This is a genomic window from Enterobacter asburiae, from assembly GCF_001521715.1.
Lineage (GTDB): Bacteria > Pseudomonadota > Gammaproteobacteria > Enterobacterales > Enterobacteriaceae > Enterobacter > Enterobacter asburiae.
On record NZ_CP011863.1, the window covers coordinates 3,604,294 to 3,623,731 of the forward strand.

At 53.6% G+C, this 19,438-nt stretch carries 18 protein-coding genes; 11 read left to right on the forward strand and 7 right to left on the reverse strand.

Annotation, left to right across the window (positions count from 1 at the left end; all coding sequences use genetic code 11):
* Positions 1-339: 339 nt before the first annotated feature.
* Positions 340-2,163 (forward strand): ribosome-dependent GTPase TypA, encoded by a 1,824-nt coding sequence (gene typA, locus ACJ69_RS17420; RefSeq protein ID WP_029741474.1) that lies wholly within the window; start codon positions 340-342, stop codon positions 2,161-2,163.
* 54 nt (positions 2,164-2,217) lie between these two features.
* On the opposite strand, the gene ACJ69_RS17425 is transcribed toward typA, so the two are convergent.
* The gene (locus tag ACJ69_RS17425) at positions 2,218-5,145 is read right to left on the reverse strand and encodes an autotransporter outer membrane beta-barrel domain-containing protein (protein WP_059347392.1); all 2,928 of its coding nucleotides are present in this window, start codon (positions 5,143-5,145) and stop codon (positions 2,218-2,220) included.
* Between the two features lie 71 nt (positions 5,146-5,216).
* Positions 5,217-5,834 carry a hypothetical protein gene (locus tag ACJ69_RS17430; protein ID WP_059347393.1) on the reverse strand — a complete coding sequence of 206 codons (618 nt, stop codon included), beginning with the start codon at positions 5,832-5,834 and terminating at the stop codon, positions 5,217-5,219.
* Positions 5,835-6,381: 547 nt separating this feature from the next.
* On the opposite strand from ACJ69_RS17430, the gene ACJ69_RS17435 reads away from it, so the two are divergent.
* The 6 genes from ACJ69_RS17435 (at position 6,382) to fabY (ending at position 10,575) form a co-directional block, all read left to right on the forward strand.
* Complete coding sequence (locus ACJ69_RS17435; RefSeq protein WP_059347395.1) at positions 6,382-7,125, forward strand: winged helix-turn-helix domain-containing protein; 744 nt, start codon at positions 6,382-6,384, stop codon at positions 7,123-7,125.
* Positions 7,122-7,592 carry a hypothetical protein gene (locus ACJ69_RS17440; protein ID WP_054829776.1) on the forward strand — a complete coding sequence of 157 codons (471 nt, stop codon included), beginning with the start codon at positions 7,122-7,124 and terminating at the stop codon, positions 7,590-7,592. Before ACJ69_RS17435 ends, ACJ69_RS17440 begins: the two co-directional genes overlap by 4 nt.
* Positions 7,593-7,680: 88 nt before the next feature.
* Positions 7,681-8,280 (forward strand): glucose-1-phosphatase, encoded by a 600-nt coding sequence (gene yihX, locus ACJ69_RS17445; protein WP_029740331.1) that lies wholly within the window; start codon positions 7,681-7,683, stop codon positions 8,278-8,280.
* Positions 8,274-9,155, forward strand: a complete 882-nt coding sequence (locus ACJ69_RS17450; RefSeq protein WP_047646947.1) for a virulence factor BrkB family protein — start codon at positions 8,274-8,276, stop codon at positions 9,153-9,155. The genes yihX and ACJ69_RS17450 overlap by 7 nt, the downstream gene beginning before the upstream one ends.
* Positions 9,152-9,589, forward strand: coding sequence for a D-aminoacyl-tRNA deacylase (gene dtd / locus ACJ69_RS17455; protein ID WP_008501836.1), 438 nt, complete (start codon positions 9,152-9,154; stop codon positions 9,587-9,589). Before ACJ69_RS17450 ends, dtd begins: the two co-directional genes overlap by 4 nt.
* Before the next feature lie 44 nt (positions 9,590-9,633).
* On the forward strand, positions 9,634-10,575 hold the full coding sequence (gene fabY / locus ACJ69_RS17460; protein ID WP_059347397.1) for a fatty acid biosynthesis protein FabY: 942 nt from the start codon (positions 9,634-9,636) through the stop codon (positions 10,573-10,575).
* 8 nt (positions 10,576-10,583) lie between these two features.
* Here fabY and ACJ69_RS17465 read toward each other — a convergent pair whose 3' ends face one another.
* Positions 10,584-11,504, reverse strand: a complete 921-nt coding sequence (locus ACJ69_RS17465) for an alpha/beta hydrolase (protein WP_054829775.1) — start codon at positions 11,502-11,504, stop codon at positions 10,584-10,586.
* A gap of 199 nt (positions 11,505-11,703) precedes the next feature.
* Between ACJ69_RS17465 and ACJ69_RS17470 the strand changes: the two genes are divergently transcribed.
* The gene (locus ACJ69_RS17470; RefSeq protein WP_029741590.1) at positions 11,704-11,946 is read left to right on the forward strand and encodes a ribbon-helix-helix domain-containing protein; all 243 of its coding nucleotides are present in this window, start codon (positions 11,704-11,706) and stop codon (positions 11,944-11,946) included.
* 2 nt (positions 11,947-11,948) lie between these two features.
* Complete coding sequence (locus ACJ69_RS17475; RefSeq protein ID WP_081051446.1) at positions 11,949-12,320, forward strand: type II toxin-antitoxin system VapC family toxin; 372 nt, start codon at positions 11,949-11,951, stop codon at positions 12,318-12,320.
* 39 nt (positions 12,321-12,359) lie between these two features.
* Here ACJ69_RS17475 and fdhE read toward each other — a convergent pair whose 3' ends face one another.
* From fdhE to fdnG, 4 genes are read right to left on the reverse strand one after another with little or no spacing between them, the layout of a single operon-like run.
* Positions 12,360-13,289: a formate dehydrogenase accessory protein FdhE gene (fdhE, locus tag ACJ69_RS17480; RefSeq protein WP_029741588.1), complete on the reverse strand. Its 930-nt coding sequence runs from the start codon at positions 13,287-13,289 to the stop codon at positions 12,360-12,362.
* Positions 13,286-13,921: a formate dehydrogenase cytochrome b556 subunit gene (gene fdoI / locus ACJ69_RS17485; protein ID WP_010436852.1), complete on the reverse strand. Its 636-nt coding sequence runs from the start codon at positions 13,919-13,921 to the stop codon at positions 13,286-13,288. The genes fdhE and fdoI overlap by 4 nt, the downstream gene beginning before the upstream one ends.
* Entirely contained in the window at positions 13,918-14,820 is a 903-nt protein-coding gene (gene fdxH / locus ACJ69_RS17490) for a formate dehydrogenase subunit beta (RefSeq protein ID WP_008501831.1), read from the reverse strand. Before fdxH ends, fdoI begins: the two co-directional genes overlap by 4 nt.
* 12 nt (positions 14,821-14,832) lie before the next feature.
* Positions 14,833-17,883, reverse strand: coding sequence for a formate dehydrogenase-N subunit alpha (gene fdnG, locus ACJ69_RS17495; RefSeq protein ID WP_155616783.1), 3,051 nt, complete (start codon positions 17,881-17,883; stop codon positions 14,833-14,835).
* Between the two features lie 373 nt (positions 17,884-18,256).
* Between fdnG and fdhD the strand changes: the two genes are divergently transcribed.
* Positions 18,257-19,093, forward strand: coding sequence for a formate dehydrogenase accessory sulfurtransferase FdhD (fdhD, locus tag ACJ69_RS17505; protein ID WP_029741586.1), 837 nt, complete (start codon positions 18,257-18,259; stop codon positions 19,091-19,093).
* Between the two features lie 114 nt (positions 19,094-19,207).
* The gene (locus tag ACJ69_RS17510; RefSeq protein ID WP_039264236.1) at positions 19,208-19,420 is read left to right on the forward strand and encodes a YdgH/BhsA/McbA family protein; all 213 of its coding nucleotides are present in this window, start codon (positions 19,208-19,210) and stop codon (positions 19,418-19,420) included.
* Positions 19,421-19,438: the final 18 nt, after the last annotated feature.

Consider the following 19,438-nt stretch of genomic DNA (forward strand, 5'->3'; position numbering starts at 1 on the left):
AGGTCTTCAATTTCTGTTTGTACTGGCTGGTGCCATGTATTTTTTATAAAGCGAAATCTGTGCCAACTTTTAAAACACCCCAAAAAGGCGTTATCATGCGCACCATAGTGCAAAAGGGCTGCACCACAATGGATTTGTTGCACCAGTATAGTGCTTCAATGTGAACATTGAGCACCATATTGGTGCAATTTACGTTAAAGTGCCCTTTTACCGCTCCGTGAAAGCGATCACAAAGCATCTCTGCAATACTTGTTTGCGGGGGATGTTTGTGATCCTGTTTTGTAGTGCGATTAATCCGTGTACAATAACGCGCTATTTCTAAATGCCTGAGGCAAAGTTGTGATCGAAAATTTGCGTAACATCGCCATCATCGCGCACGTAGACCATGGTAAAACTACCCTGGTTGACAAGCTGCTGCAGCAATCCGGTACGTTTGATGCGCGTGCCGAAACCCAAGAACGCGTGATGGACTCCAACGATTTGGAGAAAGAGCGTGGGATTACCATCCTCGCGAAAAACACCGCGATTAAATGGAATGACTACCGTATCAACATCGTTGATACCCCAGGGCACGCCGACTTCGGTGGTGAAGTTGAACGTGTAATGTCCATGGTAGACTCCGTTCTGCTGGTCGTTGACGCAATGGATGGCCCAATGCCACAGACGCGCTTCGTGACCAAAAAAGCTTTTGCCCATGGTCTGAAGCCAATCGTTGTTATCAACAAAGTTGACCGCCCTGGCGCGCGTCCTGACTGGGTTGTTGATCAGGTCTTCGACCTGTTCGTTAACCTCGACGCGACCGACGAGCAGCTGGACTTCCCTATCGTTTACGCCTCTGCGCTGAACGGTATCGCAGGTCTGGACCACGAAGACATGGCTGAAGACATGACCCCGCTGTATCAGGCGATTGTTGACCGTGTTCCTGCGCCAAACGTCGATCTCGACGGCACCCTGCAGATGCAGATCTCTCAGCTCGACTACAACAACTACGTTGGCGTAATCGGCATTGGTCGTATCAAGCGCGGTAAAGTGAAGCCTAACCAGCAGGTCACTATCATCGATAGCGAAGGCAAAACCCGTAACGGTAAAGTTGGTAAAGTACTGACTCACCTGGGTCTTGAGCGTATCGAGAGCGACATCGCTGAAGCGGGCGACATCATCGCTATCACCGGTCTGGGTGAGCTGAACATCTCCGACACCATCTGCGATCCGCAGAACGTCGAAGCGCTGCCAGCCCTGTCCGTTGATGAACCAACCGTAACCATGTTCTTCAACGTCAACACCTCTCCGTTCTGTGGTAAAGAAGGTAAGTTCGTTACCTCTCGTCAGATCCTTGACCGCCTGAACAAAGAGCTGGTGCACAACGTTGCGCTGCGCGTTGAAGAAACCCCGGATGCAGACGCATTCCGCGTTTCCGGTCGTGGTGAGCTGCACCTGTCTGTTCTGATTGAGAACATGCGTCGTGAAGGTTTCGAAATGGCGGTTTCCCGTCCGAAAGTAATCTTCCGCGAGATCGATGGCCGTAAACAAGAGCCGTTCGAAAACGTAACGCTGGACGTTGAAGAGCAGCACCAGGGTTCTGTGATGCAGGCTCTGGGTGAGCGTAAAGGCGACCTGAAAAACATGAATCCAGACGGCAAAGGCCGCGTACGTCTCGACTACGTGATCCCAAGCCGTGGTCTGATCGGCTTCCGTTCAGAGTTCATGACCATGACCTCCGGTACCGGTCTGCTGTACTCCACCTTCAGCCACTACGACGACGTGCGTCCGGGCGAAGTGGGCCAGCGTAACAACGGCGTGCTGATCTCCAACGGTCAGGGTAAAGCGGTTGCGTTTGCGCTGTTCGGTCTGCAGGATCGCGGTAAGCTGTTCCTGGGTCACGGTGCTGAAGTTTATGAAGGCCAGATCATCGGTATTCACAGTCGTTCTAACGACCTGACCGTAAACTGCCTGACCGGTAAGAAACTGACCAACATGCGTGCGTCCGGTACTGACGAAGCAACGGTTCTGGTTCCACCGATCAAGATGACTCTGGAGCAGGCTCTGGAATTCATCGATGATGACGAACTGGTAGAAGTGACTCCACAGTCAATTCGTATCCGTAAACGTCACCTGACCGAGAACGATCGTAAACGTGCGATGCGCGGTCCGAAAGAAGACTAATACGGCTAATGCGTATTAAAAAAAGCCGCTGAGAAATCAGCGGCTTTTTTGTTGTTATTTGAAGCTGTATTTCACCCCCAGCATCCCCTGGGTATCGCTGTAGCCTTTGTCGCCCATCTGTTGAGCCACATTGCCCCATACGCTAAGCTGCGGCGTAATCTGCCCCTCTACACCTGTTTTAAGTTCACCGATATTGCGAGTGCCGCGCATTTCATTGCTGACGTCATCCATGCGGATGCGCGTGGTCTGGGTATTGTGGATCCAGTTCGCCTCGATAAACGGCTGGAAGGTACGGGATTTACCGTCGTCAATCGCGTTATGTCCGCTGATATAGGCCTTCACGCCGAGACGTGTCATCAGGTTTCCCTGAGTCTCGTCTTTCACCCGCGTGCCGTTGCGCTCGCGATGGTCGTCAGCCTGCACGTCCATCCAAACGGCCTGCGCTTTCGGCTGGAGCCAGTAGCTGTTGCGGCCGCTTTCGCCCACCTTAACGCTATAGCCAGCTTCTACAGAGGCGGTTATGCCGCTGGAGCGATAACGCTCAGTCGCCTGATCCTGTCCCATCACCTTATTGTCGAACCAGTTATATAGCATCCAGCTATCAACGTAGGTACCACTTTTATCCGCGTCGTTTGCGTACCAGGTACCGTACAGACCGACGCTATAGCCATTCACTTCGCCACGCGAGTGGTATCCGGTCAGGCTGGAAGCACTCCGGCTCTGGCTGTTGCCGTAGCCCGCCATCAGGCCAAGATGCCAGCGATCCAGGCCGTCGGTGCTCCACTGGGCGACATCACCACCCAGCTGCAGCACGTAGCGATTGGCAGTCGTTTTTAACTGGCCGCTGCCGTCTCTGAAACGCGTATGGCCGCCGACGTTACGCATCCACAGGCTCGTTACTTTTTGCTCGCCGGTGAGCAGGTCGGTGTACTGCGTTTCACCCAGACGGTCGTGCAGGCGGGTCATAAACAGCGTATTTGCCGCATAGCTGTTCGCCTGATAGCTACCAAATTCAGGGCGATACTGATGCTCACTTTTCGGTGGCGCAGCAGGGGGCGCCGGTTCCTGCGGCGGAATCACCGGGTCGACGGGTGGCTCCACAGGGGCAACCGGTGGGTCTACCGGGTCAACAGGTGGGTCCACAGGGTCAACAGGCGGGTCCACAGGGTCAACAGGTGGGTCCACAGGGTCAACGGGCGGGTCTACCGGGTCAACCGGTGGGTCAACGGGCTCAGCCAGGCTGGTCAGAAACCAGTTTTTCCCTTTTTGCACAACGTTATAGTCATAACCCCCCGCCACGATACGGCTGGCCTTCTCGAACGTCCCGTCCGAGTTACCGCCAACGCTGACAATTTCAATCCCTTCTACGGTTTGTGCACCAGTACCGCCAATGTTGTTCACTTCTACCCCGGTTTGGCCGGAGGTGTTGCCTTCAACGATCAGTTTGTCCGTTTCCGAGGCGTCGTCAAACAGCACGGTATTGAAAACCAGCTTGCCGCCGTTGCCGATAAAATCGTCACTGATGGTCAGGGTTTGCCACGCCGCATCCTCAGCATGCTGGAAATTAATCGTACCGCCCGCGTTCAGCGTCAGGCTGGTCAGCGTGGAGCTGTCGCGCATATTCCACACGGCATCATTCATCGTAAGCGCGATAGTCCCGGTACCGTTGGCGTTGCTCTCAATATAAGACGCCCCGTTCCAGAGTGAGTTGTTATCCATATTCAGCGTAATGGTACTGTTTTGAGCCGGAAGCGTGCTGGTGGCCGCGATGCCGCCTGCGGAGAGGATATCGCCGTTGAGGACAAATTTTCCGCCCGCCGAGGCATCAATCACGCCACCGTTGCCGGCGTTCAGAGCGTAGCTTCCGCTGTCGCGCTGGCCTGCGGTGGTAACGGTTGCGCCACCCTCAAGCGTTATCACGCCGCGTGACCAGGCATACATCCCGTGCGGTGCCTGCGCGGAGCTGCTGGTTTTCTCGCTGCTGTTGACTGCAATGGTGACGTTATCCCCAATATTCACCGCGCCTGTATACGCATAGACGCCATGCGCGCTGGCACCGTTGGTGGTGATGGTCGCGCGTTCATCAAGGGTGATGGTTGACGAGCCGGTAGAGTACACCCCGGAGGCGCTGGCCGCGTCGGTGGTAATCGTCGCGTTTTTTCCCAGCTCAATTTTAGATGCGGAACCTGCATACAGGCCGTAGGCCGATGTGCCGTACGTTTCGATGGCGGCCTCATTCCCCAGACGGACGTATGAGCCGCTCTGGTTGGTACGAATCCCCTCGGCGTAGGTACCACGCGTTACAATATGCGCACGATCGCCGACGATAACGTTATTTTTGGCCTTTGACGCATCATTCAGTGCATAGGCGCTAATGCCTCGACCGGTACTGCCGGTGGTTTCGATATAGAGATCGTCACCCACATAAATATTGGCGGAGCCGAGAGATCCCTGGCTGAAGGAGCTGTATCCGGCGTTAATGCCGTCACCGCTTTGACCATTGACGTAAATATGGGTGCGGTCGCCGGTAATGACAAACACCGGGTTATCCGGCGTGTTCATACCATGGGTACGAATGCCGTCGACGTCTTTACCATTATTGGCAGCCACTTTTGACTGGGTGCGAATAGTCAGATCGTCACCAAATATCACCCCCGGGCTGCCGGATGTGGAGTTCTGAATAACGGTGACTGAATGCTCAAAGGCTTCCGCCCCCGGTCCTTCGAGGGTGATCCCATCTCCGTAGATCGGGATATTACCCGCGCTGTACTGGTAGACATAGTTAGGATCGCCGGTATTTTTGCTAAAGTTCGCATTTGCCGTTGCAGGAATCAGCGCCTGTATTTCTGCAGGCAAATCCGTCACTGCTCCCGAGGCAGGTAAATTAGCAAAGTCTATTATTGCCGCATGTGCGGTAAATAGCGTTGACGATAACGCCAGAGAAATCGCAGCGGCGATTGGTGAGTGTTTTAAATATGGCATAACTGCCCCCTTTCTTTCAGGCGTAGAACATCCTCCACAACATTAAATGTGGGTATGTTAAGTGGTTGAAATTACAAAATAGAAACGAGAATTTTATGAATGCTGATACCTAATTTCCTTTCAAGTCGTATTTTATGAACATAAATTTTTTTTACATCAATGCTGTCTGTTTTTATAATCTCCTGGAGGCACGCTCCTGATAAAAACCTGTTAAGTAAAGTGAATTCGACGGTATTCAACTTACTTCCTCGTCTGCTATTCACCCGTCTGCCGGAGAAAAGATGGCTAATTTTTTCCTGTAATATAACGTCCTTATCATCTGAATAAATAACTCCCTTTATTTCACTGCGCTGATTGAATAAGTAATTAGCTAGCGCCTCCAGCCTGCGGTCCGTGATAATCACGATATTCATGTTGGTTATCGCCAGACGTTCAATCCATTGCGGATCGGCAAGTGCGCGCAGGTTATACATCGAAAAGTCTACAAAAATAAACCCACGTGACAGGTGATTCTTGTTCCCACGCAATATCTTATTTTCAATTGCAGTCTGCAAAAAATGATTACCAACCGGCCAAACCGCGAACGAGGCGTTGCCACAGTATTGTGATCGTACTGCGTTATCTGGATATAACTGACAGGACAATTCACAGCTTATACAGCGGACAACCTTTTGCGACGATGTTATCATCCAGTCCACTCCTGTCTTATTTTCATTATCAATATTTCACTGCCGTTCAAATGTGTCAATCTTGAAACATATCTCGTAATCCTGTCTTATTTATAAAAAATAATGGCAGGGAATATAAATTCCTGGTGGTCTCTATTCCGTCAGGCCGTCTTCATAGCGAAAGAACATCAACTGGCAGAAGTAAACCAGGAATATTCATCAATCCTTTAAGATTATTCGACAAAAAAAAGGCGAAAAGCAAATTTACGAAATAGCACTAATAGCTAAAAATTTGTTTCTTAAATCTGCCGTAACGGCAGTCTTTCCTCTGGTTGCGGCTCAATATAATTATTTGGCCTGGTGAAGTGTAATGAAATCTCATTATGTCGTTTTAGATGAGGGAAACCTAAGAAAAGCAGCCTGTAACAGTTTGAAAAATAATACGTTGTTTTTAATCTTAGGTGGGGTGGTATCGCGTCCTAATCCATCTGACCTATAATGTTGTTAAATATACGTATATGTTTTTAGCGTATAAAGTTAAGCATTATTATCGCAGAGGAAAGGAAAATTGTATCTCATTAACAAGTTGGTCGAGTATGATCCAGAAAACAAAACGCTGGTGAATCATATTACCGGGCGCTCGATACAATTGCAGCTTCCTGCCAATCTCTGTTTTCTTTATCTCATCACCCATCCTGGGGAAATTATTTCGCAAAACCAGCTCATGGTGGTGGGATGGGGAGAGCGTAATGACGTCACCACACCGAATACCTTTTACCAGGCCATTTTGACATTACGCAATGCTCTGGCTGAGGTAGGGTTACCGCGCGATACGGTAAAAACGATTTCTCGCCGCGGGCTGATGCTTTCCGAAGCCACTCAGGTTGAAGTATTTACCCCAACCGCTGAACCCGTGATGATTAATAAAGATGCGGTATTAGCTGATGGCACGGCGATGCAAATGCCGGTCTGGTTGATAATAACCACCACTACGCTTTTGCTGATCGCGCTTATCAATGGGGTAATATTATATAAGCATCACCAGAACATGCCGTTTAGCCACTTCATTCCACTTTCAACGGGCAGCACGACCAACGCCTGCCAGCTTTTTTACGCACCTAATGAACATATTCAGGATCATTACTTGCGCCTGTTAAAAAACAATCCCGATCTGTGCGCCGAAAAACGATACGTCTTTCTCATCGGCTATAGTAAAACGGAGCGAATCGCGGCATTTGTCTGTAATAACGATGCGCGACGTGACGCAGCAGCATTATGTACCACGCATTATTTTTGGGCACATGAGCAATGAAGACACTCCGGAACCGTATTATTTTACTGGCAGCATTTCTGATGGCCGCTCTCACCAGCGGCTGGTTAGCGTATTCGCATTTCTCAAGTTCGCCGATACGCTGTACAGGTGATGTGGAGTGGACGATTGGTAAAAACCGATTTGTGGGTACGGTTTCCTGGCGGATGCAGCATCGGGAGGGGGCTACCGTCATTAACGGTAAATTATTTGGTCAGACGGTTTCTGAAGTTAACCGGACCATCTATTTTCACTACAGCTATCATCAGAACGCGCGCGTATTAAATAACGATCGGATTGTTAAAACCTTCGCCGATGATGCGGATGAGGCTGATATCAACGCCACGCTGCCGGGTTTTTATCGTACGCCGGGAAGAGAGCTGAGCCTGATGATCGATGAGTATCGCGGGGCCTGGCTTTTCGCCGCGTCAAACGTCCCTTCACTTTACTGTCGTAAAAGCGCCCCGTAAAAATCGATCGCACACCTTAGGCAGCACGCATAGTCAAATCTCTCTATTCCCGCTACAGTTATCTCTCCACGGCGAGCAGGAGATAACCATGCTTTATATCTTTGATTTAGGAAACGTAATCGTCGATATCGATTTTAATCGCGTGCTGGGGGCGTGGAGCGACTTTAGCCGCGTTCCGCTGGCGACGCTGAAGCAGAATTTCGCGATGGGCGAGACCTTCCATCAGCATGAACGCGGCGAGATTAGCGATGAAGAGTTCGCTGAACGTTTCTGTCAGGAGATGGATCTACCCTTAAGCTACGAGCAGTTTTCACACGGCTGGCAGGCAGTATTTGTCGCCATCCGGCCTGAAGCGATCGACATCATGCATAAGCTTCGCGAGCAGGGCCATCGGGTTGTTGTGTTGTCCAATACCAACCGTCTGCACACCACGTTCTGGCCTGAGGAATACCCTGAAGTTAAGGCGGCGGCCGACAAGATCTATCTTTCGCAAGAGATGGGGATGCGTAAGCCTGAAGCGCGAATTTATCAGGCTGTTCTGCAGTCAGAGGGATTCACCGCGGCCGATGCGGTCTTTTTCGACGACAACGCCGATAATATAGAGGGAGCTAACCAGTTGGGTATAACGTCAATTCTGGTGACCGGAAAAGAGACGATACCAAACTACTTCGCGAAGCAGCTATGCTAAAAACCGTTCATCAAAAAGCCACGCATCATACTCGCCCGCTGAGGGCCTGGCTGAAACTGCTCTGGCACCGTATTGATGAGGACAACATGACCACGCTGGCGGGTAACCTCGCCTACGTGTCGTTGCTCTCATTAGTGCCGCTGGTGGCGGTCATCTTTGCCCTGTTTTCCGCCTTTCCGATGTTTGCGGACGTCAGCCTGCAGCTTCGTCATTTTGTCTTCGCCAATTTCATTCCTGCAACCGGGGATGTCATCCAGAACTACATTGAACAGTTTGTTGCCAATTCCAGCAAGATGACGGCAGTGGGGGCGTGCGGTCTTATCGTTACCGCGCTGCTGTTGATGTACGCCATTGATAATGCGCTGAACACGATCTGGCGGAGTAAAAAAGCGCGGCCAAAAGTGTATTCCTTTGCCGTGTACTGGATGATCCTCACGCTGGGGCCGCTGCTGGCCGGGGCAAGCCTGGCGATCAGTTCGTATCTCCTTTCCTTGCGCTGGGCGAGTGATTTAAACGGCGTAATTGATAATGCGCTTCGCATCTTCCCGCTGATCCTGTCGTGGCTCTCGTTCTGGCTGCTCTATAGCGTCGTGCCGACCACGCGCGTGCCTAACCGCGATGCGGTTTTGGGGGCGCTGGTGGCGGCGTTGCTTTTTGAGCTCGGTAAAAAAGGGTTTGCCCTCTACATCACCATGTTTCCGTCCTATCAGCTGATTTACGGCGTGCTGGCGGTGATCCCCATTTTGTTTGTCTGGGTCTACTGGACCTGGTGTATCGTCTTGCTTGGTGCCGAAATAACTGTCACTCTCGGTGTGTACCGCGAACTTAAAAAAGCAGCAGAAGCTGAAAAACAATTAGAAGCAGACCAACCATGATTGCATTGATACAGCGCGTAACCCGTGCCAGCGTCACCGTGGAGGGAGAGGTGACGGGTGAAATTGGCCCAGGACTTTTGGTGTTGTTAGGTGTCGAAAAGGATGACGACGAACAAAAAGCCAACCGCTTGTGTGAGCGCGTGCTGGGCTACCGTATTTTCAGCGATGCGGAAGGCAAGATGAACCTGAACGTCCAGCAGGCGGGCGGCAGCGTGCTGGTGGTTTCCCAGTTTACGCTGGCAGCGGATACCGAGCGCGGCATGCGCCCGAGTTTCTCTAAAGGCGCCGCGCCGGATCGTGCAGAAGCACTTTACGAATACTTTGTTGAGCGTTGTCGCCAGCAGGAAATGAATACGCAAACCGGACGATTCGCTGCAGATATGCAGGTTTCGCTGGTGAACGATGGCCCCGTCACATTCTGGCTTCAGGTATGAGCCAACTGGCGGCGTGGCCGCGGGTAACAAGAGAGAGTACAGCTATGTATCACCTTCGAGTACCGCAAACGGAAGAAGAGTTAGACGCTTATTACCAGTTCCGCTGGGAAATGCTGCGCAAGCCACTGCATCATCCAAAAGGATCTGAACGCGACGCCTGGGATGCGATGGCTCACCATCAGATGGTGATGGACGAAGAGGGTAACCTCGTCGCCGTCGGGCGCTTGTATATCAACGCCGATAACGAAGCGTCGATTCGCTTTATGGCGGTTCATCCCTCCGTTCAGGACAAAGGTCTGGGAACGCTAATGGCGATGACCCTTGAGTCCGTCGCCCGCCAGGAAGGCGTTAAGCGCGTCACCTGTAGCGCCCGCGAAGATGCCGTAGAATTTTTTGCCAAGCTCGGTTTTGTGAATCAGGGGGAAATCACAACCCCGCAAACCACGCCGATCCGTCATTTTTTGATGATCAAACCCATCGCCACGCTGGATGATATTCTTCATCGCGCCGACTGGTGTGGACAGCTGCAGCAGGCCTGGTATCAGCACATTCCGCTCAGCGAAAAAATGGGCGTGCGCATTCAGCAGTACACCGGACAAAAATTTATTACCACTATGCCGGAAACCGGTAATCAGAACCCGCACCACACCCTGTTTGCCGGAAGTCTGTTTTCCCTCGCGACGCTCACCGGGTGGGGTCTCATCTGGCTGATGCTTCGCGAGCGTCATCTGGGTGGCACGATCATTCTCGCCGATGCCCACATTCGCTATAGCGCACCGATAAGCGGCAAGCCGAGCGCCGTGGCCGATCTGGGGTCACTGGGCGGCGATCTTGACCGTCTGGCACGCGGCCGCAAAGCGCGCGTTCAAATGCAGGTCGAACTGTTTGGCGATAAAACACCGGGCGCGGTGTTTGAAGGCACCTACATTGTTCTTCCGGCGAAGCCCTTCGGCGCGTATGAAGAGGGTGGGAACGAGGAGGAGTAATCTTCTGTTCATTCACCTCGGGCGTGCTTAATCCGCCCGGCGATATCCCGCATTAGGTCTCGCGCTGACTGGCTGACGCCGCCAAGCTGAAAGAAGCCATGGATGACGCCCAGCCAGCGCTGAGCAGTACACTTGACACCCTGCTCAGTCAGATGCTGATACAACATTTCTCCCTCATCGCACAGCGGATCGTACTCTGCGGTAATGATGTGCACTGGCGGAAGCCCGTAAAAATCATCGCGCCACAGCGGGCTGGCTTCCGGATGCTGGCGGCCAGTCTCTGCGAGATACATTTCATACCCGCTGAGCAGGGTATCGCGGGTGATAATATAATCCGTGCCATTAAGGGCATAGCTTTCAAAACTGGCCGTGGCGTCGAGCATGGGATAGATAAGAATAAGCTGTACAGGTTGCCAAAGCTTTTTAACCTTAAGCCGCAGCGCCGTTACCAGCGCCAGATGTCCTCCTGCGCTGTCTCCACAGAGGGTGAGCCGGTTCTTATCTACGCCTAATTTTTCTGCATACTGCCAGACCAGGTCTGCACCTCTTTCAGCATCGTCATGCGCGGCGGGGAAGGTATGCTCCGGCGCTAACCTGTACTGGACCGCGATCACCCGGCAATTGCCGTAGCAGGCTAACTGACGGAGTTGGTTGTCATGGGTTTCAAAGCCGCCGCTGATAAAACATCCGCCGTGATAGTAGATGGCAGCAGGCAATATTTCAGGGGCATTAAGAGGTGCAAATACCCGAATGGTAAGGCCCTCAAGCACTAGCGTTTCCACCTGAACGCGCGTTTCTGTTTTCCCGGCAAGCCCCGTGCTGGCAATGTACCCTGCTCGTCGTACCTCAATGGTCTGTCGACGTGACGAAGGCCGGCCTGCAGCGATAAATCCCTGAACCAGCTGCGCAATACCCTGTTCCAGTGCCATGAAAATTCCCTTTAACTGTATGGATATACAGGTTTATAACCTGGTTTAATTCAAAAGAAAATAAGAAAATTGTCGAGGACTAAAAATCTGGAAAGCGCTTCGCAAATAGCAGGAAAACTATAGCTACGGGCTTTAACCCTTCTGAATGAAAGCGTATGTTGCCTTAAAAATAGACAATGGTGATATACTAAGGTGATATATGAGTCTTTCCGCGGATCTTGATATGGGCAGAATTCTGATCGATTTGTCTGATGACGTAATTCAACGACTGGATAATCTGAAGCAGCTGCGTAACCAACCTCGTGCCGAATTACTGCGTGAAGCAATTGAGCAATATCTCGACCAGCAGAGTTCATCGGTTATCCGCGATGCGCTTGGCCTGTGGGGAAACCAGCAGGAAGATGGGCTTGAGTATGAACGCAAGCTGCGTGAGGAGTGGTAATCATGGAGCACATGGCAGTGTTTGATACCAATATTCTCATCGATCTTTTTAATAATCGTGTTGAGGCGGCGGATGCCATTGATCGCACGGCGTCGCATAGAGCCATTAGCCTGATCACGTGGATGGAGGTCATGGTGGGTGCGCGCAAGCACGGACATGAAGCAAAAACGGCGGCTGTGATGGGGGCTTTTGAGATTATTGATATTTCTCGGGATATCGCAGAAAGAAGCGTTTTACTTCGCGAGAAACATGGGATGAAACTGCCTGATGCCATTATTCTGGCTACTGCTCAGAGCAGAAGTTGCCCGTTAATCTCACGCAATACGAAAGACTTTTCGGGCATTACTGGAGTCGTTTCACCTTACCAGCTGTAGGCCGGGCAAGCTTACGCCGCCCGGCACTGTCAGAGGAAATTACTCCCCTTCACCCGGGAACAGGAACGGGTTGATCGAGCTGCGGGCAAAGCCCTCCTGCTCCATCTTCGCGTCCAGAATCAGCGAAGCGAGATCGTCGGCCACCGCTTCGACTTTCGGGTCTTTTTCCTGATACAGAATCTTCAGGTAAGTGCCGCAGTCGCCGCAGCTTTCGGCTTTCACTGCCGCTTCTTCATTTTCCAGCGACCAATAGTTCAGATCGCGGGTCTGCTCGCAGTTGCTGCATTTGATGCGCACCACGTGCCACTCGGTTTCACACAGGTTGCAGTGCAGGTAGCGCAGCCCCTGAGTCGTGCCGATTTGCACCATGCTCGATACCGGCATAGAGCCGCAGACCGGGCAGAACTGGCGCGCCTCGCCGTATTCGGCGCGGGCTTTACCGGGGATCAGGCTTGCCATTTGCGCCCAGTAGAGCGACAGCGCAGCCCAGATAAACGGCGCTTTATCGCTGCTCACCAGAGCGAAGTCGGAGGCAAACAGCGCGCTCGCCATCTCTTCCAGCTCAAGTTCGGACGCTTTTTCCAGATTCTCAATGACCGCCAGCGCGGTGCCGCTCATCTCCGGCTTCAGCTCGGCAATCAGCGAATGCAGCAGCTTTTGCCAGTGCTTGTCGCGCGGCAGGACGTGAATGTCCAGCGGCGGCTTGCCCTGCGCGTTGGCTTCTTTGATGCGCGCGGTCAGATCCATTTGCAGCGGGTGGTCGTACAGCACCACTTCCTGCGCGTGGGCAACCAGCGCGGCAAAGCGCAGAAAATCGCCCAGCGGGTTGTTCTCTGCCAGCTCGCGCAGACGCTCTGCGCGGCGGTTGTAGAGGTTCTTGAGTCTGGGGAATAACAACGGCGGAATATAATCCGCCGTGCGTTTCTCGCTCGACCCCAGCTCATCTTGCGGGATTATGCGAATACTCATTCAGATGACTTTTCCTGTTTCTGGCGGACTTCACGGTACCAGCGCGGGTGATGTTTCTTCGCCCACGTGCTGGTTACCCATCCTTCCACCATCGCGGTAATGGTGCCTTTCACCCAGAGGGCGGCGTAGATATGCACCATGATAACCACAATTAACGCCACTGCGGCAAATGAATGCAGCATCAGCGCAAATCGGATCACCGGGATTGAGAAAGCAGGCGCAAAGTACGGACGCCAGATGATCACGCCGCTCACCAGCAACAGGACCAGGAAGATAATCGCCGCCCAGAATACGCATTTCTGGCCGAAGTTATAACGCCCGGTATCACCCACTTCCTCGTTGACGACGATCTTACGAATATTCTTCGCCCAAAAGATATCATCCCGATTGATTAGGTTATGGTGCCAGTAGCGGAAAAACATGATGATAAACGAGGCAAACATCACCACACCCACGAACGGGTGAAGGATGCGCGCCAGCTGTGGCGTACCCAGTACCTGCATCAGCCAGTTGAAGGACGGGAAGAAGAACCCCAGCCCGCTTATCGCCGCCAGCATGAAGCAGAAGGCGGTGACCCAGTGGTTGATGCGTTCCGGCGCGGTGTAGCGCACGATGGTGTCACGTTTTCTCATTTGCGCACCTCGTCTTTCTCTTCATGCAGGTTGTCGTCTTCCTCTTCCGCGCGGTTCGGACCAACGCCGACGTAGTGGAAGATGCTCGCTGCGAAGGTGGCAGCAAAACCGACCGCTGCCAGCGGTTTCCAGATGCCTTTCCAGAACTTCACGGTGGCGCTGATTTCCGGGTTCTCCGGCAGGCCGTGATACAGGTTCGGCTTGTCGGCGTGGTGGAGCACGTACATCACGTGCGTACCGCCAACCCCGGCCGGATCGTACAGGCCCGCATTGTCGTAACCACGAGTTTTCAGCTCGCCCACGCGCTCTGCCGCCAGCGTTTTCATATCCTCTTTGGAGCCAAAGTGGATAGCGCCGGTTGGGCAGGTCTTCACGCACGCTGGCTCCTGGCCGACGGTGACGCGGTCTACGCACAGCGTGCATTTGTAGACGCGATTGTCTTCCGGGTTCAGGCGCGGAACGTCGAACGGGCAGCCCGCGATGCAGTAGCCGCAGCCGATACACTGTTCGGACTGGAAGTCGACGATGCCGTTGGCATACTGAATGATAGCCCCTTCTGACGGACATGCCTTCAGGCAGCCCGGATCCGCACAGTGCATACAGCCGTCTTTGCGGATAAGCCATTCCAGTTTGTCGTTCTGCTCCACTTCCGAGAAACGCATCACCGTCCAGGACTTGGCGGTCAGGTCCGCCGGGTTGTCATACACCCCGACGTTGTGACCCACTTCGTCACGCAGGTCGTTCCACTCTGAACACGCCACCTGACAGGCTTTACAGCCGATACAGGTGGTCACGTCGATAAGCTTCGCCACTTCCTGCTGGTGGTCCCGCGCCTGAGGCGCGGGCGTGAAACCGTTAGTCGCGGAACGACGGATAATGTCTTGAGATTGATAAGCCATAAGTCGTCTCCGTTACACCTTTTCCACGTTCACGAGGAAGGCCTTAAACTCCGGCGTCTGCGTGTTCGCATCGCCGACGAACGGCGTCAGGGTGTTCGCAATGAACCCTTTCTTCGCCACACCCTCATAGCCCCAGTGGATCGGGATACCGATGGTGTCCACCTCCTGACCGTGAACGTTCAGCGTGCGGATACGCTTGGTCACCACCGCCTTGGCTTTAATATAGCCGCGGTTAGAGGAGACCTTCACGGTATCGCCATGGGCGATGCCGAGCTTGCCCGCCAGCTTCTCGCCGATCTCCACAAACTGTTCCGGCTGCGCGATGGCGTTAAGCAGCGCGTGCTTGGTCCAGTAGTGGAAGTGCTCGGTCAGACGGTAGGTGGTGCCCACGTACGGGAACTTGTCCTTTTTACCCAGCGCTTCGAAATCGCCCTTGAAGATACGGGCTGCCGGGTTAGAGACCACGTTCGGGTGCAGCGGGTTGGTACCCAGCGGCGTCTCAAACGGCTCGTAGTGTTCCGGGAACGGACCTTCCGCCATCTTATCGATAGCAAACAGGCGTCCCATCCCTTCAGGCTGCATGATAAACGGCCCAACGTCGCTGCCCGGTGCGGCAGTGCTGTAGTCCGGAATATCCACGCCGCCCCATTTCGCGCCGTCCCACTTCAGAAGCTGACGCTTCGGATCCCACGGGTTGCCCTGCGGATCAGCGGATGCGCGGTTATAGAGGATGCGGCGGTTGAGCGGCCACGCCCATGCCCAGCCCAGCGTATTGCCAAGGCCCGACGGGTCTGCGTTGTCGCGGTTGGCCATCTGGTTGCCTTTTGGCGTCCAGCTACCGGCGAAGATCCAGCAGCCGCTTGACGTGGTGCCGTCATCGCGCAGGTGCGCGAAGGTGCTGAGCTGATCGCCTTTCTTCGCCAGCACTGTACCGGTGGCCGGGTCGATAACGTCCGCCAGCGCCTTGCCGTTGCTCTCCATCGCCACTTCTTCCGGCGCAGGGTTTTCCGGCGTCGAGTAGTTCCAGGTCATGTTCAGCACCGGTTCCGGGTTCGCGCCGCCTTCTTCCGCATACATCTTACGCAGGCGTAAGAAGATACCGGCCAGGATCTCGCCGTCGTTCATGGCGATGCCCGGGGCGTCCGCGCCTTTCCAGTGCCACTGCAGCCAGCGTCCGGAGTTAACGATAGAACCGTTCTCTTCCGCGAAGCAGGTCGACGGCAGACGGAACACTTCGGTCTGAATCCTCGATGGATCGACGTCGTTCGATTCCCCGTGGTTCTGCCAGAAGGTTGAGGTCTCGGTATTGAGCGGGTCAATCGTCACCAGGAACTTCAGCTTCGACAGGGACTCAACAACCTTGTTCTTGTTCGGGAACGAGGCAACCGGGTTAAAGCCCTGGCACAGATAGCCGTTCACTTTGCCCTGGTGCATCATCTCGAAATACTGCAGAACGTCGTAGCCTTTGTCCCACTTCGGCAGCCAGTCAAAGCCCCAGCTGTTTTCAGCCGTCGCTTTGTCGCCGAAGAAGGCTTTCATCATCGAGACGAAGAACTTCGGATAGTTGCCCCAGTAGTTTACCTGGCCTTCGAGCAGCGGTTTAGGCGTGCTGGCCGTCAGGTAGGTTTGCAGATCGGTCTGTTTCTCGCTTGGCAGGTTCATGTAACCCGGCAGGCTTTGGGACAGCAGGCCGAGGTCGGTCAGACCCTGAATGTTGGAGTGACCGCGCAGGGCGTTCACGCCGCCGCCTGCCATCCCCATGTTGCCGAGCAGGAGCTGAACCATCGCCATGGTACGGATGTTCTGCGCACCGATGGAGTGCTGCGTCCAGCCGAGGGCGTACAGGAACGACGCGGTTTTGTCTTTCGCGCTGGTCTCGGCGATCAGCTCGCACACCTTAAGGAAGTCTGCCTTCGGCGTCCCGCAGATATTCTCAACAACCTCCGGCGTGTAGCGGGAAGCGTGCTCTTTCAGCAGGTTCCACACGCAGCGCGGATGTTGCAGGGTGGTGTCGCGTTTCGCAAAGCCTTTCTCATCCAGCTCGTAGTTCCAGCTGGTTTTATCGTATTTGCGTTTTTCGGCGTCGTAACCGCTGAACAGGCCATCTTCGAAGTGGTAATCCTCACGCACGATCAGGCTGGCGTTGGTATAGGCTTCGGTGTATTCGCGGTTATATTTTTCGTTGGTCATCAGGTACAGCAATACGCCTGACAGGAAAGTGATGTCAGTACCTGAACGAATAGGGGTGTAGAAATCCGCCACTGACGCAGTTCGCGTAAAGCGGGGATCGATCACAATCAGTTTCGCACCGTTGTGGATTTTGGCTTCCATCGCCCAGCGGAACCCGACAGGGTGCGCTTCAGCGGCGTTACCGCCCATCACCACAATGAGGTTGGCGTTCTTGATGTCGACCCAGTGGTTGGTCATCGCACCGCGACCAAATGTTGGAGCAAGACTTGCTACCGTTGGTCCGTGTCAGACACGCGCCTGGTTGTCGACCGCGAGCATACCGAGTGCGCGCGTAAATTTCTGGGTTAAATATCCGGTTTCGTTGCTGGAAGCAGAAGCGCACAGCATCCCGGTGGAGAGCCAGCGGTTGACCGTAACGCCGTCGGCGTTCTTCTCAACAAAGTTGGCATCGCGGTCTTCTTTAATGTGTTTTGCGATGCGGTCGAACGCCTCTTCCCAGCTGATTTGCTGCCATTTATCGGAGCCAGGCGCGCGATATTCAGGGAATTTGAGGCGGCTTTCGGAGTGGATAAAGTCCACCAGACCGGCCCCTTTCGGGCACAATGCGCCGCGGTTGACCGGATGATCGGGGTCGCCTTCGATATGGAAAATAGACGCTTTGGCGTTTTTAGCACCGTCGCCGAGGCTATACATCAACAGCCCGCAACCGACAGAGCAGTACGTACAGGTATTACGGGTTTCACGGGTGCGCAGCAGTTTATACTGCCGCGTTTCCGCCAGCGCTACGCCGGGCGCAAAGCCCAGTGCCGCTGCCGTGGTGCCTGCCATACCGCCAGCGCAGATCTTAAAGAACTGCCTTCTGCTGACCTGCATGGGTCACTCCTTGTTTCGACATTGCTTACATATGTAGTTTTAACTTCGCGGTTGAGAATTGACCGCAAAGGAGAAAAATTTGCGTTAATCCCTCAATTCCACGAGGGATATCATCAGAATACCACAATGTCGGTACAGCTGTTCTAATGGCGTTAATACAAAGTGAACGTATTATCACCCTGTTGACTATAAAGTGTGATATTAATCACATTATTAACCCCGCATGTTAAAGGGGTGTAGCACGCGTTTTGTTGTACCTCTCACAAGTGAGTAGGTAAACTTGATGCTGAAAAGTTGATCCATACTATGCGTAAGCCCTGTTGTTTGTGATGCAATAGCAGGCTCACCTCCGTGGTTGTTCAGGAATACCGCTGTGTCTAAACAAAACCGTGCTCCCCACTCGTCACCCCTGCCTGCGGGCATTGTGGAACTGTCGGTACACAGACCGCCCCACATTACCCATGCCACGCCGGATTTTCTGGCGGAAGAGGTGCCCGTTGCGCTCGTTTACAACGGCATCTCGCACGTGGTGATGATGGCTTCGCCGAAAGATCTCGAACTGTTCGCCATCGGTTTTTCCCTCTCGGAAGGCATCATTGACCATCCGCAGGAGATCTACGGCATGGACGTGGTGCAGGCTTGCAACGGCCTTGAAGTGCAAATCGAACTCTCCAGCCGCCGCTTTATGGGGCTGAAAGAGCGCCGCCGCGCGCTGGCCGGGCGTACCGGCTGCGGCGTCTGTGGCGTTGAGCAACTCAATGATATTGGCAAACCCGTTGCGCCACTGCCGTTTACTCAGACCTTTGATCTGGCTCGCCTCGACCATGCGCTCGAGCATCTGAACGATGTACAGCCCATCGGCCAGCTGAGCGGCTGCACGCACGCGGCGGCATGGGTGTTGCCGTCGGGGGATATTGCCGGTGGGCATGAGGACGTTGGCCGCCACGTGGCCCTGGATAAGCTGCTTGGTCGCCGTGCGCGTGAAAGTGACGTCTGGAAGCAGGGGGCGGCACTCGTTTCCAGCCGCGCTAGCTATGAGATGGTGCAAAAATCGGCGATGTGCGGTGTGGAAATTCTGTTTGCGGTATCGGCGGCGACCACGCTGGCGGTGGAGGTGGCGGAGCGTTGCAACCTGACGCTGGTGGGCTTCTGCAAGCCGGGAAGGGCGACGATTTATACCCATCCGCAGCGGTTAATAGTTAATCAATAATTTTGAATGATAATAGCAAATCCTTCCGCTTTTAGTTGTTCATGATGAGGTCTAGTATTTATCTCATCAAGGCACGGTGCCTTACCTAAACAACTTAATGAAAGGGTTTATATTATGAATAGCATCAAAACTTTTGTCGCTGTAATCGCTCTGGCTACTTCTTTCGGTTCTTTCGCTGCACAGACCGTGACCGCAACCGCGTCAACCATTGATGGCGCAGAAGCTAAAATCGCGGCTCAGGCTCAGGATGCTGGGGCATCATCTTACAAAATTACCCAGGCGTTTTCAGGTAACCGCGTACACATGACTGCTGAACTGACTAAATAAGCTGTAACACCGTCGAAA

What these genes read in the sequence shown, in the direction of transcription:
- fdoI (WP_010436852.1), bottom strand. Translation starts at nt 13,921, where the DNA reads ATGAGAAAACGTGACACCATCGTGCGCTACACCGCGCCGGAACGCATC.
- fdxH (WP_008501831.1), bottom strand. Translation starts at nt 14,820, where the DNA reads ATGGCTTATCAATCTCAAGACATTATCCGTCGTTCCGCGACTAACGGT.
- ACJ69_RS17430 (WP_059347393.1), bottom strand. Translation starts at nt 5,834, where the DNA reads ATGATAACATCGTCGCAAAAGGTTGTCCGCTGTATAAGCTGTGAATTG.
- ACJ69_RS17510 (WP_039264236.1), top strand. Translation starts at nt 19,208, where the DNA reads ATGAATAGCATCAAAACTTTTGTCGCTGTAATCGCTCTGGCTACTTCT.
- ACJ69_RS17465 (WP_054829775.1), bottom strand. Translation starts at nt 11,504, where the DNA reads ATGGCACTGGAACAGGGTATTGCGCAGCTGGTTCAGGGATTTATCGCT.
- ACJ69_RS17425 (WP_059347392.1), bottom strand. Translation starts at nt 5,145, where the DNA reads ATGCCATATTTAAAACACTCACCAATCGCCGCTGCGATTTCTCTGGCG.
- fabY (WP_059347397.1), top strand. Translation starts at nt 9,634, where the DNA reads ATGTATCACCTTCGAGTACCGCAAACGGAAGAAGAGTTAGACGCTTAT.
- ACJ69_RS17475 (WP_081051446.1), top strand. Translation starts at nt 11,949, where the DNA reads ATGGAGCACATGGCAGTGTTTGATACCAATATTCTCATCGATCTTTTT.
- yihX (WP_029740331.1), top strand. Translation starts at nt 7,681, where the DNA reads ATGCTTTATATCTTTGATTTAGGAAACGTAATCGTCGATATCGATTTT.
- fdhE (WP_029741588.1), bottom strand. Translation starts at nt 13,289, where the DNA reads ATGAGTATTCGCATAATCCCGCAAGATGAGCTGGGGTCGAGCGAGAAA.
- ACJ69_RS17450 (WP_047646947.1), top strand. Translation starts at nt 8,274, where the DNA reads ATGCTAAAAACCGTTCATCAAAAAGCCACGCATCATACTCGCCCGCTG.
- ACJ69_RS17470 (WP_029741590.1), top strand. Translation starts at nt 11,704, where the DNA reads ATGAGTCTTTCCGCGGATCTTGATATGGGCAGAATTCTGATCGATTTG.
- dtd (WP_008501836.1), top strand. Translation starts at nt 9,152, where the DNA reads ATGATTGCATTGATACAGCGCGTAACCCGTGCCAGCGTCACCGTGGAG.
- ACJ69_RS17440 (WP_054829776.1), top strand. Translation starts at nt 7,122, where the DNA reads ATGAAGACACTCCGGAACCGTATTATTTTACTGGCAGCATTTCTGATG.